Here is a 16,646-nt window from a genome sequence, read left to right on the forward strand (position 1 = left end):
CAATGAACTGTATATCAGTTTGTTTTATGCTACTCCGTTTGAGAAGCGAGTGCAAAGGTAAGAACTAAATTTTAATCTCCAAACTCTTTTTGAAAAAATTTTATTTTATTTTTTCGAGATACTTTCTGAAGATTTTCAACTCCCATTCTCTGCTTAAAAAGACCAACGTTTTAGTCTTTTATGACCACCTCTTTTCAGAAGCGAGTGCAAAGGTAAGAAGAGAAATTTAATATGCAATGCTTATTTGATTTCATTTGAAATTTTAATTTACATCACTGTCTTCTTTGCAAAATGTTGAAATGAATAGTACTCACTACAAGTGTTTTTCATTTGGCCTTCCGTTTGAAGGGAGTGCAAAGGTAATAGCTAACTTGATAAATGCAATATTTTCTAGCTATTATTATATTAAATGAATTTCAATACGGTAGGATATCACTAAAGGTCAATTATTTAAATATTGTAATTAGTAATCAAAAAATATGGCATTACTTAAAAGAAGCATCCCATTCACCCAAAAACCTCTGAATAATGGAGATTCCCCAAAGTAAAATATCTCTCCTTTTTTATACTTTTCTATAGCGATTAATGACTTTCCTGGCATTTCTAGCTTTAAACCTTGTCCTAAATATCCCGAAACAAGTGGACTTTCTGGAAAAGTTCCTAGGTTTTCACCTAAACCAATCTTAGGCAACACCAACTTACTTTGCTTTAATGAGTAATATATTGGGTTTAATCCATTCGAAATATTAGTTGTAGTATCTAGTTCTACTTTTACAATACACCCTGCCGCTCTTTTATTTAATGACGTTTTCGAACTTGCTTCAGAAGATCTTGATTTCTGCACTAACGATATATGTAAAGAATCATACATATCTGTTGTTGTATTTTCTGACATAATTTTCGTCGCACCTTCAAAAAGAATTACTCTACCGCCAACTTTCACAAAGTTTTCAATCACTTTATGAGTCGATGGACTATATCTCCCATCACCAACTAATAATACATCTGTGCTAAATAACTTCGATGTTGATAGCTTTTCAACATCCAATATTTGAATTGGATAGTTTAACTCATGATCAAAAAAGTGCCATAATGCACCAAAATCTAATGGGTTAGATTCACCACCTGCTAATACACTTATTCTTTTTTCTTTAAAAGGAGTTAAACAGTCAGAAATTAATCCCAACTTATTGATAGGTGCTTTTATATAATTGACATCCTTCAGTATTTTATTAATGAAATTTAGTTTTCGGTTCGATTCATTTGTCTCGGGATTAATAACAATACTACCTTTAGGTAAAAAGGTATTAAATATGTTCTTTCCTTTATTAAGGTAACTGATTTCAATTTTCTTGTCTAAGAACCTAGTTAGTACTTTGGTATCTTCAATAGAATTCCAAGGTACTATATATATATAGTCCTTATCTATTGAATGTACCTGATCTTTTTGCGTAACAGTTTCTTGAAACTGCTTTATTTCAAATTTTGGATTACTTTCAATAGCATATGCTTCCAATCCATAGGCATAAGGAAGTGACCATGCTGTTAAATCATAGGTGAGGGAATCTGTTATTTCGGTTTTAGGTTCTAAAAGAACTTCTAACGTCTTATTAAATGGTTGATTAATGTCGAAAAGAATATCATTCTCTTTTATATATATATCTATATTCTTCTCTAATTGATAACTGTAAGCTGTAACGGATTTACCTTTAGCTACCATTGAATACTTTATTCTATGAGTATCCATTAATTTCAGTAATCTCTTTATATCTCCATGATCTCTAGAATTATTTCTAATGATAAATTGAGAATACTGTCCTTTGGGTTTACTCTTAAAGAATGTCTGATACTCTTTAAGTAACTGTTCTTTATAATCTACCGCAGTAAATAAGGTTAATAAGGTTGTTTCATAGTGTTTCTCTATCCTTTGTTTTAAAGTCAGTGCTCGATCAGTTGGTTTCTTTTTGTAGGAAACTCCTGCTACACCATGTCCCCCTTGTTCAAAAGTAAAGCCAACGGCTCCATTAAAGGATGTCCAACTATCACCATATGATGGGTACAATAAATCGAAGATCTCTTCTGTAAAATACTTCCAATTATGCTCTTCAAAAAAATCAATATATCTCTGAGAAGATATTCTTTGGTATTTTCTCTGCCAAGTAGTGATTTCTTCATGGATAGGATGAGCAGGTGGGCCAAAGAAATAAGAGTATTCTGGCATCATTTCATGAAAGTCTACATATACTTGTGGCATCCATTCCTTATATAAAGCATATCTTAACTTAGTTTCTAATTGTGTTTGCCAAGCCCAATCTCTATTAAGGTCAAATAAATAATGATTATACCTACCAGAAGGCCAACTTTCGACATGAGACCAGTTTAGTGCATTTGAATTTACTTTTTCTCCTCGTCTTGCTCGATATCCATTTACGTACCTATCTCTCCCATCGGGATTCATACATGGATCGATAACGACTACGGCATTATCTAATACTTTATTAATTTCTTTTTCGTCGGATGATAATAGTTTGTGAGCCACTTTCATTGCAACTTCAGAACCTGAAGCTTCATTACCATGAACATTATATCCTAACCAAATAACAGGGATTTTATTTGTTACTTTACCTTCTTCTATACCTATTCTATATAAGTTATCTTTTTTGATCTCTTCTAATTTTGTCATATTCTCAGAAGAAGTAATTGCAAAAACAAATAACTCTCTTCCTTCTGACGTAGCACCATAACTAATATACTTCGCTTTACTTGGGTATTTCTTACTAAGTAATTCAAAATAATCTACCAATTGATAATGGTATGTGAAATTATCTCCAAGATCGATTCCTAAAAAGGCACTTGGTGTTATATCTTTTTGGGCAATAATGCGATTAGAAAATAAAAAAAGACAGATCCACTGAATAATTAACAGTAGTCTAAGCATATTGGAAGAAGTAAAAATTGTTAGCGATTATACAATAATATACATTTATATGTGATAACTATTGAATTTTTTAAAGAAAATAATTAAAGATATTGATTATCAATATTATCCGATTTTTTTAATTTTTATATTGTTATACGGATAACAAAGAATATATTTAATTATATATTGTGAAAAATACACTTAGATATTTCATATAATTATATTAAAATATTATAATTGTAATAGGTATCCCCTTAAAAACCAAATAATTACTTTTACTACTGATTTATTTTTTCATGCAATTATTATCCAAATTCTTGTTATTGTGCTTGACATTTTATGCAAGTTCCAATATTGTACTTGCAAGTAATGGTAACAATGAACCAGATTCACCATCGACTGAACAAAAAAGTGTGAAGGTTGAAAACGCAGTGAATAGCAACACTAGATATGTGTTTTTCAAAGCTGTAAGGAAAGATTGTTTGGATGGAGACACAGAAATTTTGTCTTCAATCATACAAATCGACGTTTCAAAATTTGCTCAAAACAAGTTTAGTTTATTGGCTGAATTCGAAAAAGAGGTTCAGGCAAAGTATCCTAAAAATGTAATTCACATTAATTTGAATTGTATCGAAGGCGTGTACTCTGATTTAAGAGAGGCTACTAACGCTAAAAAAGTAATCATTGATCGAGTTAAAAAAGTGCGATCAATTGTAATGAATTGAAATGAGGAAAAGCGATATACTATAAATAAGTATATCGCTTTTTTATTTTATTTAGATGATTATCTGTTTTTGAAAATCAACTGATCATTATCGACATCTATTAAAACAATACTATCTTTTTGGACTTCTCCACTTAAGATTGATTTTGATAGATCGTTTAGAATATACCTCTGCATTACTCTTTTCAATGGTCTTGCACCAAATTCTGGTTCATAACCCAAATCTGAGACTTTTGTTAAAGCTTCTGGAGTGATTTCTATTTCTATTCCATTCGCTTTGATCCTTCTCTGTATGTCTTTGAATTGAATATCTGCAATCTTTCTCATATTCTCTCTGGTAAGAGGTTGGAACATAAGAATCTCGTCAATTCTATTTAGGAACTCAGGACGTACTGTGTTTTTCAGTAAATCCAATGCCTTGTTCTTGCATTCGTCAAGAATTTCTTCTTTCTCTACTTTTGTTCCTGCTTTTTCAAGATCACCGATTTTATCCATCATGAAATGTGCTCCCATATTGGAAGTCATGATGACAATGGTATTCTTGAAATCTGCAACTCTACCTTTATTATCCGTTAGACGTCCATCATCCAATACTTGTAATAAGATATTAAATACATCTGGATGTGCTTTTTCTATCTCATCAAGTAGAATTACAGAATATGGTCTTCTTCTTACTTCTTCAGTAAGTTGACCACCTTCATCATATCCAACATAACCTGGAGGCGCTCCGATCAAACGGCTTACCGCATGTTTCTCTTGGTATTCAGACATGTCGATACGAACCATTGCTTTATCATCATCGAATAGGTACTCTGCTAATGCTTTCGCTAATTCAGTTTTACCAACACCGGTTGTTCCTAAGAATAAGAATGAACCGATCGGTCTTCTCGGATCTTGTAGACCTGCCCTACTTCTACGAACGGCATCTGAAATAGCAGTAATAGCCTCATCTTGCCCTGCCACTCTTTTACCTAATTCTGCTTCTAAGTGAAGAAGTTTCTCTCTTTCACCTTGAACCATTTTAGCCACAGGGATACCTGTCCACTTAGAAACAACTTCAGCAATGTCTTCTGAAGTCACCTCCTGACGTAACATTACATTACCAGTTTCAGATTCTTGCTCTGCAGCGTTTTGCAAGTCTTCTAATTGCTTTTCTGCATTGACAATTTTTCCATATCTAATCTCTGCAACTCTTCCATAATCACCTGAGCGTTCTGCTTGATCTGCTTCGATTTTATATTTATCGATATCTCTTTTCAGCTGTTTTATTGAATCGAGTGTTTGTTTTTCTCTCTTCCACTCGTCTTCCAACTCATTCAACTTACTAGTAAGTATACGTATCTGATCTGTTAAGATATTTTCCTTCTCAACATCTTTTTCTCGACGAATTGCTTCTCGTTCTATTTCAAGCTGCATCACTTTACGTTTGATCTCATCTACCTCTTCCGGCATAGAGTTCATTTGTATACGCATACGAGACGCTGCTTCATCCATTAAGTCAATTGCCTTATCTGGTAAGAAGCGATCTGAAATATATCGATTTGATAGTTCTACTGAAGCAATAATAGCATCATCTTTAATTCTGACACCATGATGTACTTCATATTTTTCTTTAATACCTCTAAGTATAGAAATTGCATCATCAACAGATGGTTCTCCAACATTTACAGGTTGGAATCTTCTTTCTAGTGCCTTATCTTTTTCTATATATTTCTGATATTCTTTAAGAGTTGTTGCACCAATCGATCTTAACTCGCCTCTTGCCAAAGCTGGTTTTAGTAAGTTGGCAGCATCCATTGCTGAATCTCCACCTGCACCTGCACCAATTAGTGTGTGAATTTCATCAATAAAGAGGATAATTTTTCCGTCCGCACTTTGAACTTCCTTAATTACCGCTTTTAATCTTTCCTCAAATTCACCTTTATATTTTGCTCCTGCAACTAAAGCACCCATATCTAAAGAAGCTATTGAAATATCTTCTAAGTTTTCTGGGATATCTCCTGCTACAATTCTTTGCGCTAAACCTTCTGCAATAGCCGTTTTACCAACACCCGGTTCACCAATTAACATTGGGTTGTTTTTAGTACGTCTTGATAAAATCTGTAGTACTCGACGAATTTCTTCATCTCTACCAATTACAGGGTCCAGCTTACCATCTCTTGCCATTTGAGTTAAATCAATAGCATATCTCTCTAAAGACTGATATTGACCTTCGGCATTTTGGTCAGTTACTTTATTTCCTTTTCTTAATTCTACAATGGCCTTTTTTAGGTAGTCTTCATTGAAACCCGCTTGTTTTAAAAGTTGAGCGATTGGATCACTACCTTCCAAAAGTCCAAGTAATATATGTTCAACTGCCACAAATTCGTCTCCCATATCAGTCATAAACTTCTCTGCTTTTTGTAAAGTCTTGGCAGAGTCATTTGATAAATAAGGGTTTTCTCCTGACGATTTTGGATACGCAGCTACAATTGTTTCTACTTGTTGATCTAAAGCCGTTTTATCAGCTTTTATTTTATTGGTCAGAAAAGTAATCATATTGTCTTCTTGCTCTATGATTGCTTTTAATAAGTGACCTTTTTCTATTATTTGTTGTTGAAATCCTTTTGCAATGGTCTGCGCTTTTTGCAGAACTTCTTGCGATCGGATTGTATATTTTTCAAAATTCATAAGTTCGTATTTTTTTAATTTAAGTTATAGAGACTCAATTAATTATAAAGACATGATATGTTATTCAATTACTGTACTAAACTGATTATCAAGACATAAAGTCAGCTTAATGATTGTTTTTTGTTGTTTAAACGACATTAAGTCATCAGGGGTTGAAATTTTTGAAAAAGAAAGTGACTTTTTGACAGAAATCAAACGGATTATATATTTCTAAATCTATGTAAATACGATAAGATTATTATGTCAAACTAATTTTTTTAATTGTCATAAAGATATCAGATACGAAAACCTTGTTAATTAATTACCCCAATGATGAAAATAGTAGAATACTTCAGTTTAGCTGTCTTAGCCGCTTTTGTGATTATCAAAACATTATTTATTGGTAGATAAAAAAAGGTAATTGCCTTATGAGACAATTACCTTAAAATATTTCCTCTTTAGTAAGAAGGCTTACAAGAAGTTAGGTAAATCTAATTTCTTAGAAATACGATAAGCTGCATTCATCAAACCTACATGACTGTACGTTTGAGGGAAATTACCCCATTGGCTACCATCCTCAGAATCTACATCCTCCGATAATAAACCAACATGGTTTGCATAGCTACTTACTTTATCAAAGTAATCAATAGCTTCTTTCACTCTTCCCACACAAGCTAAAGCTTCTATATACCAATAAGCACAAATTAGGAATGTTGTTTCCGGTGCTCCAAAATCATCCACGTGTCGGTATCTGTAGAATAAACCATCCTGAGCCATTAATTCCTTTTCCATACCTTTTAAATGTCTCCTTGCTCTTTCAGAGTTTGGATCCAGGTAATTCATTGTAATTAATTGCAGACAAGATGCATCCATATCTTTTGATCCTGCAGCTTGCATGTAAACGCCTGTTTCTTCATCGTAGCATTTTTCAATCATATCAGCTGCTCGTTCTTTGATTTTTAATGCCTTGTCGGCCATTTTCACATCATCAAAGTACTGAGCCATTTTATATGCTGCAGATGCTCCTGCCCAGTGGAATAAGAAAGTATAGCAGTAATGTCCTGGTCTATCTCTAAATTCCCAAAGACCTGCATCTTTCTCTTCCATTGTATCAGCAATTTTCTGTAGAGTATGCTCTACTAATTGCTTTGTATGCATACGGTATTTATTAGTAAAACGCTTATCAGCATACAAAGGAAGTAGTGATGTTAATACTTGACCATATACATCATTCTGAATATGAGTATAAGCATCATTACCTATTCTTACAGGTTTGTTCTCACCCAAATACCCTTTTAAAGGCATTTCAATTTCAGTGATTTTCTTCTGAGCTGTAATAGTATAAAGAGGTTGGTACCTATCTTTTTCTTGCTTTGTTACATTCTCGATGTATTTAAAGTAAGCTTCTACTTCCTCAAAGTGACCAATGTTATTGAAAGCATTTAATGTATAATAAGTATCCCTCATCCAACAATATCGATAATCCCAGTTTCGGGTACTTTTATGATATTCTGGTAATGATGTCGTTCCGGAAGCTATAATAGCCCCTGTATCTTCGTATTGGTGTATTTTTAATATTAAAGACGAACGGATTAATTTATCCTGATGGAAGAAACTAATTGATGTTGATTTCACCCAATTTCTCCAATATCTTTTCGTTTTAGTATAGAAAGTTTCTGCAGTTTGTTCAATTGCTGCTTCTAATGGTACACCATAAGTTAACACCGTATATACAGCTCCACCTAATACAAATGGATGCTCATCCATTACATAAGATAAAGGAATATTTGTAGTTAATCTCATTTGTTGGTCGTACCCTAAGAAACGGATATGATTACTTCCTTGTGATTTCTCAGGTTTCATCTCACCATATTCCCCTACTGGGTTACACACTACTTTCACAGAAGGAGTGCCTCTTAATGGTTCAATTTTTCTGATCATCATCAATGGCTTATAATAACGATCGTCCTGTTCGAAACGTGGAGCAAAATCTGTTACTTTAAAATCACCATCTTCAGTGTAAACTTCTGTAACGAGAATATTAGTGTTTGTAACGTAATACTGTTTAGTCTTTTGGATCTTAGCTGTAGGTTTTACCGAAAACTCTCCGCCCTTCTCATCATCCAGTAAGTCACCAAAAATAAAACTGCTATCAAATCTTGGCCAGCATAGCCAACGCACACTTGCTGTTGTATCGACATAGGCCATGAACGCACAGTTTCCAATGACGCCCATATCGTACTTATGAGTTTTTTTCATGTTTGTATATGTAGTTAAATTTTAATTTGGGATGCGAGCATGATTCAATTTAATATAAAAATCACCAAAAAAATAAATTTTATAGTTTTTAAAATATGACAAGGTTTTTGCTTAAGTATTTTATAAATGTTTCATCGAGGTGCATTTTTATGATTTCAAGTATTAATCGTAAATTGTACTTACTTAATAAATTATTATCCTTCAACCATAAATCTAAGGACATGAAAAAGATATTATTTACACTGTTATTCGGTTTATTCTGTTTTGTAGTTAATGCACAAGAAGCAAAAGGCCCTGTAATTACTTTTGCTGAAAATACATATGAGTTTGGCGATATTCACCAAGGTGACGTTGTTGAGCATACTTTTAAATTTACAAATAGTGGTGATGCTCCTTTGGTAATCACAAACGTTACAACTACTTGTGGATGTACTGCTCCAAAATGGCCAAAAGAGCCTATCGCTCCTGGTGATGAAGGACAAATTCTAGTTAAATTCAATTCTAGAGGTAAAAGAGGTGTACAGAATAAACCAATCACTGTTTATTCTAATGCTAAACAAACAACTAGAATCTCTATCACTACAAACGTTTTAGTAGACAATAAGTAAGCTTTAGTAATATAGCTAAACGATAAATATCAGGTCTGTGTAATACGAAAATATTACGCAGACCTTTTTTTGTAATATCAATTTTTTAACAACTATCGTTAATCATTATTAAATAATATTTTAAAATACATCCATTGGGTAAAGAAATACCGTTAGGATATATGTATGTATAATCAACTAACTTAATTACCAAATGGCTCTCTTATTTTATCTTATCGTTTTTATATGTTTAGTGTATAGTGTTTTAACAGTTGTGCCACAACTTAGAAAAAACTATCCCGTTCTAAACCCGAAATTAGGTGGACTGTCGTTTGCAGCTGCATTTTTTATCATTGTGATGTCAAATGCAATTATGTGGGCTGAACCTGGCTACCAATATTTTGTTACCTACCCCAATGGTCAGAAGTCAGCGATCATGACTGAAGGGTACCATTTTACATGGTTTGGTAAAGTCCAACCTTGGAGCAAATACATTGATATCACTACAGAAGATGTTAGTGATGATGATAATTCATCAATGAAGCCTGTTCCAATTCGTTTTATCGACCAAGTCACAGCATTAGGTTATCCGTCTGTTAGGGTTCAGATGCCAAATACAGAAGAAGCATTTATTGATGTCGCTGTAAAATTCAGATCTCAGGAAAACCTTGTAGCAATGACATTAATTCCTACAATTCGTGAGCAATTAGTGAACACAGGTTACATGTATGCCGCTCAGGATTATATTTCTGGTGATGCTCAATCATTTAGACAAACTTTTGAGGAACAATTAAAATATGGTTCTTATGAAGTAAGAAAAATTGAAGTAGCCGATACTCTTTTTGATAACTCAATCCAACAGGAAAGTCGAGAAATCAAAGAGGTTCGTACTAAGTACCTAGTGGAAAAAATTGCTGATGACAATGGACGCTTCAAACGTATTCCTAATGAAATTTCTGAAAACCACATCTTAATTTCACAGGTAGTTTTACCTTCTATTGATATGGAAAGCTCATTTAAAAAGAGACTAGAAAATCAAAGAGATGAATCTGCTAAACGTCAATTAGAAATTCAGAGAATTGAAACTGCGAAGGCGGCTCAATCAAGAATTATTGCCGAAGGTGAAAGAGACAAGGCAGAAGAAAGGGTAAAAAGGGAAAAAGAACAAGTTTCTAGTTTGATTGCTATTGAAACACAATTAAAGCAAGAAGAAACTAATAAAAAGTTAGCAAAAATAAAGTTTGAAACGGCTCAGCTTGAAGCAAAAACTGAAAAAGTACTTGCAGAAACAAAAGCATATGCCAACAGACAATTGGTATCTTCTGGTCTTACACCTGAACAAAAGTCGTATTGGGAGTATAGAAGAGACTCTGTAAAATGGGCTAATATCAGTAAGATTAAATTACCAGAACAATATTTTGCTGGGCAAGGAAATAGCAAAGGTGGAGACTTATTACAATCTATCTTAGCTGCCCAAATTGCAACAAAAGGCAAATAAATCAGCTGGGTGTAGCTAATCTTTATCCCCTATAGTCACTTGTTATTTTTAGCAAGTGGCTTTTTTATTATCAAGATCAAGCAACACCTATTATATAAGGTATTGCTTGATCTTTTTATTAGCTATGGAATTTATTTTTAATAAACTCGTAAGCGTCGTTTGCTTCTTTCTCATTGAATTTTGATAAAGAGTCCGCTAACTCTTTACACTTTGGCTCACCTCCAAACATTGCAGGAGCATTACCGAAGTATCGAAGTAAACCCCAATGTGCTGGAACATGTTGCGGATCTAACTCCAAAGCTTTATCAAATGCTGCTTTAGATTTAGGTGCAATCTGCATCAACTTTAGCATGTTTGCTCCTTTGGCTTGCTGTCCTAGACTTGCACCATAATAATAATGGTAATCAGGGTTAGTACTAAACTCTTCTTTTAATTTTTCGAAAACTTCTTCAGCCTTTTCATTTTCCCATTTTCCTAAATAGTATAAACCAAGTAGTTCCTTTCCTTTTTGAGTATTCGTTAATGGATTAATAAGCTCGAATAAACCATCAAACTTTTCTTCTTTTAAAAGGGTTTCTATTTTTTCAATGACAGATTGGTCCATTATTTTTTTCTTTTTTGTCTTAATTGCTTGAAAAATTTCATCAATAATTCTTTACACTCTCCTTCAAGTACTCCCGTTGTAAACTTGGCTCTTGGGTGGGCTAACTTTTCAGAATAAGATTTAAATCCTCTTTTTTCGTCTGATGCACCATAAACAATTCTACCGACTTGTCCCCAATAAATAGCTCCTGCACACATTGCACAAGGTTCTAAAGTTACATAAAGTGTGCAATCCTGTAAATGTCTTGATCCCAAATAATGTCCTGCAGCAGTTATTGCAATCATTTCTGCATGTGCTGTTGGATCATTTAGTTTTTCTGTTTGATTATATCCTTTGGCTATTACTTTACCATCTGCAACAATGATTGCTCCTACCGGTATTTCTCCTTCATCAAAAGCTAATTCTGCTTGTTGCAAGGCTATTTTCATAAAGGATTCATCCTTATCTGACTGCATAAAATTGTATTATTTCAAGATTAAGGTTTAATCCATAATTTCTTCACAAATATACTCAAATAGTATTTACCTTATAAACAATTGTATTATTTACACATTACATCATAAATCACTCAGCCCAAATCAGTTGACTTAGATGAATGTACGGAATTATTCGATGAATGCCGTTTATCCTTAGATGAAGAAATTTGAATATTATTAATATTTTCAAACATTTGAAATATGTGATTTTTACTAAAGAACTAATACATCTACTGCATAGTCTATTTGCATTATTCTAAAACAAAACCAGAATAGCTAGCAATAAAAATATTTGAGTTAACGTTATTAATACGCGAGGCATGAAAAATTATACTATTACAGATCAAGATCTTATTTCTCAATACTTAAACGGTAATGAAGCAGCCTTTGAACAACTACTTAATAAATATAAGAACAAGTTGTTTACTAGTATTCTTTTAATCGTAAAAGATGAATTCGTAGCTGAAGATCTATTACAAGATACTTTTATTAAGGCGATCAAAATGATCAGAGCTGGAAAGTATAATGAAGAGGGAAAGTTTATGCCTTGGATTTCTCGTATTGCACACAATATGGCTATCGATCACTTCCGCAAACAGAAAAGATATCCAACTATTGTGATGGAAGACGGTAGTAGCGTTTTTGATACTTTAGACTTCTCTGAAAATTCTATTGAAGATCAAAGAATTCTAAAAGAAACTCAAGCAAATGTAAAAGCTTTAGTTGAACGCTTACCTGAATCACAACGTGAAGTATTAGTAATGCGTCATTACATGCAAATGAGTTTCCAAGAAATTGCTGATTCGACTGGTGTTAGTATCAATACTGCTCTAGGAAGAATGCGCTATGCCCTTATCAATCTTCGCAAAATGATGGAGCAACAAAGCGAAAATTCTAATCATGCAATTAGACAAAAAAACATTAAACAAAGAGTATCTTAATAAAGCTCTTCTTCTTTTATACAAAGATGAACAGGATATTCTATTCACTGATAAAGATCTAAAAGATGTTTTATCAGACCCTAGATGTGAATCTTTTATTAGTGACAGCTTACGAACGAAGGCTCACCTAGACAAATTTGAAGTTTCTCCTCGTCCTTCGACGATTAAAAATATTATGGATTTTGCCAAAAAGGCAATTGATAACAAAGACTCTAATTGATAAACTAAATTGCTTAACAAAAATAGGCTATCATATTGATAGCCTTTTTTCATGTTCCTAACCCAATTATTTATATAAACTTATATTTCACACCCATGCTCAACATTACTGTATTTGGTTGAGTTGAAATATCATTTTGATTACTCGCTTCGGTTAAAGTTGTTCCATATGATGTTCCTAACGATACAGATGTATTTGGAGCTACTTTGTAATTTAATTCTGCTCCAATTGCTGCACTCATATTCACCTTATTTTCAACTCCTTTTTCAATCATATATCTATGAAATTCTGATGAGCCCCCTGATACTTCTTGATCCACATTGAAATTGGCTGCAACACTTGCAAATACATCCAAGTCAAGTTTTTTACCTTCAAACGTATATCCAACTTTAACAGGTACAGATATTTGTTGTTGATCTACTACAATTTCTGATGATTCTGGAAGATCTGTATCAAAAGCATATTTAGCATATTGAACACCTAACTCAATAAAGGTCTTATTCTTGAACTTCACTCCACCTTTTAAAGTAACTACAGGAGCAGTTGTAGTTGAAGAAATTTTTTGACCTTCATATTTCATGTTGGGATCAATTGAAGCAACTCCTGCTTCTACACCAACGTAGTATGTTGATTTCTTCTCTGCTGTTTTCTGTTTTACTGAAAACGGTACAGGCATTGAACTTTTAGCAGTTAAAAAAGCATGTGATGCACTAGAAGTACTTTCTCTTTTTATTGCACCTAATTCAGAATAAATCATCTTATCATTATTCCTTTTTTCTTCTCCATCATTTAACAAACCTACTTCTTGAATATTGATTGGAGGAATGTTCTCATCTACAATCTTGTTGTTGTAAGTATATTGATGTGTAGCTAATGTAGAAATCTGATCACTACCTGTTGATAATAACCTTGTAGGTAAAACAGAAGCTTCTTCTATCTGAGTACCCTTTGACATCGTCGGAGATTGGTATGCAACTCCTTGAGATCTTGGTGCATCATATTTTACCAAGAAACTAGTCAGCATACTTACCGTAAATATTGCAGCAACGGACCTTATAAAAGTAAAGTGATTTTTCTTTTTATTAATTGCATCCACCTCAACTTCTATATCATCCCATAAGTCTAATGGAGGGTTGACACTTTCGTTTTGAAAGGCATCATGCCACACCATATCAAAATCATCTCGTCTATCCTCTTTCTTTTGCATAACTGTATCTTTCTATTTCAGAATCATGAATCATAGATTTTAGAAGTTTTCTTGCTCTGGCAAATTGCGATTTAGACGTTCCTTCAGTAATTCCTGTCATTTCTGCAATTTCCTTATGCTTATATCCTTCTATGGCATAAAGGTTAAAGATTATCCTACACCCATCTGGTAAACGTTGGAGCATGTTTAATAATTCCTGGAAACTATAGTCATGTAAGGCCATAGCCTCTTCTTTAAGATCATACATATCGTTTACATCCATCATTGGATATAAGTACAATTTAGATCTTTGGAAGTTGATCGCAGTATTCACTACAATTCTTCGCATCCAGTGTTTGAGAGAGGATTCGTTTCTAAAGGTGCCGATATTCTTAAAGATTTTTACAAAGGCTTCTTGTAAAATATCTCTAGCATCTTCTTCTGTTTTAGAATAACGACAAGCTACAGACATTAAGGCTCCGCTATATTGTTCATATAGTTTTCTCTGGACCCTTTTGTCGCCATTCTTGCAACCTTTAATTAATGCTTCGTCTTGTAACATGATGAGTTAGGTTTTTAAATTATCCCTATTTCAGGAATAAAAAAATCGATATTTCAGTATACACTATGGCAGTAGATAAATTTTTCATTTGCCTAATTTGACACTATTCTTTGTGTACTGCTACTTTAAGTCATTATGCCTATCTAGATAGACACACGTAATTGTAAAATTGAATAGAGTTAAACCAAACTCAATCTATTAAAAAGACATTAATTACTGATTATTAATACTTTATATTTTATTTTATTTCACATGAATTAGTATTCACTTTAAAAATTTAAGTTAAAGTGAATTAAAAAACCTCTCAAAAGTTAAATTAAAAAACACCAATAAAGCCAAAATGGATTTTTGCTAAATCTGTTGATATAGGCATCGAATTCGTTTTACCTAACGCATAAGCTAAAGAGAAAATCCCGGATTTAGTTTCCATACTCAAACCTGCTCCAAAACCTATAGGCAGGTCTGTTTCATTGTTATTACCAATGTAAGCGATATCTGAAAATACGAAAAGGTATGAACCTCCCCCTATTCCTATTCTTGGTTCAATAGTTAAGACCCCATATCGATCTACAAAAAATTCTCCTTCATTAAAACCTCTTAATGATCTGAAACCTCCTAAACGATACAATTCATTTTGATAAAGGTGATCATTAATCATTTGTGATGCATTGAGTCGAAGCAACCCATCCATCCATCGGTTTATCTGAAAGTAATATGAAGCATCTAAATGCCACTTAATAATTGATGAAACTTCAGGAATACCTTCATAAATACTTTGATCAAATGAAGGATTAAAAATTACATTTCTATACCCTGCACTAATTCTAGATTTAATGCTAAATCCCTTTCTTGGAGCTAATGGGTCGTCTAAGTTTTCCCATCTATATCCTATATGATAAGTCGTTGTTTGTGTATCATTTAATGTATCTGCACTGGATTCTGAAATTTCTCTCAAAAGTCGACTACTTTCAAATTTTACTCCTAGATCTACCTCACTTCTTACTGAAACTTTTCTTTTTACTCCCACTTCATTATCAACCTTAATAAACGTTGAATCTTGAATTTGCATATCAAGGTTGTAAAAGACATCAAATTGCGATCTAAAGATTCTAGGATGTTCATAAGAAGCTGAAAACCATTGTGAGTGACTGTCGGGTTTCTTCCAATCAATGTAAAACCGCTTTCCTGTACCAAATGGATTACGAAGATCTAAAAGTATTTGCCCTGTTACTAATACTCCACCATCAGCAGTTTCATTGGGAGCTAGACCAATAATACCGTCGGCCCGACTTGATTTTCGTTTCTCTAATGGAATTTCTACCATGGCTTTTCCATACTCGAAAACTACATCAATATCATCTGTCAGTTTTAAATATGGTGTTTCTTTAATAATCACTTCTGCTTTATCTACAGATTTTTGTTTGAAGTCATCACCTTTATGTAACCCCAAATATGCTTCAAAGAATTTCTTATGAACGCCTAATGGTTGATCTCTTTTTACAATTAAAGTATCTAATACAACAGCATCACCTAAGTTTATTTTAAGATTTCCATGAATATTTCCATCAACAAAATGAAGAGAATCAATCCATACCTTAGTAAATGGATAACCATTATTTTCAAAATATTCAATTACCTGATATTTGGCTTTCTCTAAGTCGGTGGTCAATACTTTTTTTATCGTTGAAGTGCCTTTCCAATATCGACTGGATAAAATCTGATTACTTACCAAAGAAGTGTTGATATACAATGCATCATACCTCTTTCCAATATATACCTTACAAATATGTTCGTTCGGGAAGATCTTTTTTTTATCTATTCCTGCTGTTAAATATCCATTTTGGATGATGTTATCAATTGATTTATTTACAAATAGGACTGCATCCAAAGAGTCTTTTAAAGTACTATTCTGAAGTAATTGTTTCTCCTTTTCTGATGTATTATCGTAATACACCCATTTTACTTCTACCTGTGTATAAGCAATGTTATTTAGAAGCATAAAAAACAGAAATGAAAGAAA

Annotated in this window: 13 protein-coding genes; 5 read left to right on the forward strand and 8 right to left on the reverse strand. The window is 33.0% G+C overall.

Annotated elements, in window-relative coordinates; all coding sequences use genetic code 11:
* Positions 1-463: 463 nt before the first annotated feature.
* Positions 464-2,938 (reverse strand): M14 family zinc carboxypeptidase, encoded by a 2,475-nt coding sequence (locus HGP29_RS16125; RefSeq protein WP_168883469.1) that lies wholly within the window; start codon positions 2,936-2,938, stop codon positions 464-466.
* Positions 2,939-3,216: 278 nt separating this feature from the next.
* Between HGP29_RS16125 and HGP29_RS16130 the strand changes: the two genes are divergently transcribed.
* Complete coding sequence (locus HGP29_RS16130) at positions 3,217-3,645, forward strand: hypothetical protein (protein WP_168883470.1); 429 nt, start codon at positions 3,217-3,219, stop codon at positions 3,643-3,645.
* Positions 3,646-3,704: 59 nt separating this feature from the next.
* Here HGP29_RS16130 and clpB read toward each other — a convergent pair whose 3' ends face one another.
* Entirely contained in the window at positions 3,705-6,314 is a 2,610-nt protein-coding gene (gene clpB / locus HGP29_RS16135; RefSeq protein WP_168883471.1) for an ATP-dependent chaperone ClpB, read from the reverse strand.
* Between the two features lie 450 nt (positions 6,315-6,764).
* A complete protein-coding gene (locus tag HGP29_RS16140; RefSeq protein ID WP_168883472.1) occupies positions 6,765-8,552 on the reverse strand; it encodes a glycoside hydrolase family 15 protein in 1,788 nt (595 codons plus the stop codon).
* A gap of 221 nt (positions 8,553-8,773) precedes the next feature.
* Between HGP29_RS16140 and HGP29_RS16145 the strand changes: the two genes are divergently transcribed.
* Together HGP29_RS16145 and HGP29_RS16150 are read left to right on the forward strand one after the other, a co-directional pair.
* Entirely contained in the window at positions 8,774-9,160 is a 387-nt protein-coding gene (locus tag HGP29_RS16145; protein WP_168883473.1) for a DUF1573 domain-containing protein, read from the forward strand.
* Positions 9,161-9,353: 193 nt separating this feature from the next.
* The gene (locus HGP29_RS16150) at positions 9,354-10,637 is read left to right on the forward strand and encodes a hypothetical protein (RefSeq protein WP_168883474.1); all 1,284 of its coding nucleotides are present in this window, start codon (positions 9,354-9,356) and stop codon (positions 10,635-10,637) included.
* A gap of 118 nt (positions 10,638-10,755) precedes the next feature.
* Here the strand turns inward: HGP29_RS16150 and HGP29_RS16155 are convergent, their stop codons facing one another.
* Positions 10,756-11,241, reverse strand: a complete 486-nt coding sequence (locus HGP29_RS16155; protein ID WP_168883475.1) for a tetratricopeptide repeat protein — start codon at positions 11,239-11,241, stop codon at positions 10,756-10,758.
* Entirely contained in the window at positions 11,241-11,696 is a 456-nt protein-coding gene (gene tadA / locus HGP29_RS16160; RefSeq protein WP_168883476.1) for a tRNA adenosine(34) deaminase TadA, read from the reverse strand. Before tadA ends, HGP29_RS16155 begins: the two co-directional genes overlap by 1 nt.
* 341 nt (positions 11,697-12,037) lie before the next feature.
* Between tadA and HGP29_RS16165 the strand changes: the two genes are divergently transcribed.
* Together HGP29_RS16165 and HGP29_RS16170 are read left to right on the forward strand one after the other, a co-directional pair.
* Positions 12,038-12,658, forward strand: a complete 621-nt coding sequence (locus tag HGP29_RS16165) for an RNA polymerase sigma factor (RefSeq protein ID WP_168883477.1) — start codon at positions 12,038-12,040, stop codon at positions 12,656-12,658.
* Complete coding sequence (locus HGP29_RS16170; RefSeq protein WP_168883478.1) at positions 12,618-12,878, forward strand: hypothetical protein; 261 nt, start codon at positions 12,618-12,620, stop codon at positions 12,876-12,878. Before HGP29_RS16165 ends, HGP29_RS16170 begins: the two co-directional genes overlap by 41 nt.
* 70 nt (positions 12,879-12,948) lie before the next feature.
* Here HGP29_RS16170 and HGP29_RS16175 read toward each other — a convergent pair whose 3' ends face one another.
* From HGP29_RS16175 to HGP29_RS16185, 3 genes are all read right to left on the reverse strand, one after another.
* Entirely contained in the window at positions 12,949-14,085 is a 1,137-nt protein-coding gene (locus tag HGP29_RS16175; protein ID WP_168883479.1) for an outer membrane beta-barrel protein, read from the reverse strand.
* Complete coding sequence (locus HGP29_RS16180) at positions 14,066-14,626, reverse strand: RNA polymerase sigma factor (protein WP_168883480.1); 561 nt, start codon at positions 14,624-14,626, stop codon at positions 14,066-14,068. Before HGP29_RS16180 ends, HGP29_RS16175 begins: the two co-directional genes overlap by 20 nt.
* A 316-nt stretch (positions 14,627-14,942) precedes the next feature.
* Positions 14,943-16,625 (reverse strand): BamA/TamA family outer membrane protein, encoded by a 1,683-nt coding sequence (locus HGP29_RS16185; protein ID WP_168883481.1) that lies wholly within the window; start codon positions 16,623-16,625, stop codon positions 14,943-14,945.
* Between the last annotated feature and the right edge of the window lie 21 nt (positions 16,626-16,646).

This window comes from Flammeovirga agarivorans (assembly GCF_012641475.1).
In the GTDB taxonomy this organism is placed as follows: Bacteria; Bacteroidota; Bacteroidia; order Cytophagales; family Flammeovirgaceae; genus Flammeovirga; species Flammeovirga agarivorans.

What these genes read in the sequence shown, in the direction of transcription:
- HGP29_RS16175 (WP_168883479.1), bottom strand. Translation starts at nt 14,085, where the DNA reads ATGCAAAAGAAAGAGGATAGACGAGATGATTTTGATATGGTGTGGCAT.
- clpB (WP_168883471.1), bottom strand. Translation starts at nt 6,314, where the DNA reads ATGAATTTTGAAAAATATACAATCCGATCGCAAGAAGTTCTGCAAAAA.
- HGP29_RS16140 (WP_168883472.1), bottom strand. Translation starts at nt 8,552, where the DNA reads ATGAAAAAAACTCATAAGTACGATATGGGCGTCATTGGAAACTGTGCG.
- tadA (WP_168883476.1), bottom strand. Translation starts at nt 11,696, where the DNA reads ATGCAGTCAGATAAGGATGAATCCTTTATGAAAATAGCCTTGCAACAA.
- HGP29_RS16155 (WP_168883475.1), bottom strand. Translation starts at nt 11,241, where the DNA reads ATGGACCAATCTGTCATTGAAAAAATAGAAACCCTTTTAAAAGAAGAA.
- HGP29_RS16170 (WP_168883478.1), top strand. Translation starts at nt 12,618, where the DNA reads ATGCAATTAGACAAAAAAACATTAAACAAAGAGTATCTTAATAAAGCT.
- HGP29_RS16165 (WP_168883477.1), top strand. Translation starts at nt 12,038, where the DNA reads ATGAAAAATTATACTATTACAGATCAAGATCTTATTTCTCAATACTTA.
- HGP29_RS16125 (WP_168883469.1), bottom strand. Translation starts at nt 2,938, where the DNA reads ATGCTTAGACTACTGTTAATTATTCAGTGGATCTGTCTTTTTTTATTT.
- HGP29_RS16185 (WP_168883481.1), bottom strand. Translation starts at nt 16,625, where the DNA reads ATGCTTCTAAATAACATTGCTTATACACAGGTAGAAGTAAAATGGGTG.
- HGP29_RS16130 (WP_168883470.1), top strand. Translation starts at nt 3,217, where the DNA reads ATGCAATTATTATCCAAATTCTTGTTATTGTGCTTGACATTTTATGCA.
- HGP29_RS16150 (WP_168883474.1), top strand. Translation starts at nt 9,354, where the DNA reads ATGGCTCTCTTATTTTATCTTATCGTTTTTATATGTTTAGTGTATAGT.
- HGP29_RS16145 (WP_168883473.1), top strand. Translation starts at nt 8,774, where the DNA reads ATGAAAAAGATATTATTTACACTGTTATTCGGTTTATTCTGTTTTGTA.
- HGP29_RS16180 (WP_168883480.1), bottom strand. Translation starts at nt 14,626, where the DNA reads ATGTTACAAGACGAAGCATTAATTAAAGGTTGCAAGAATGGCGACAAA.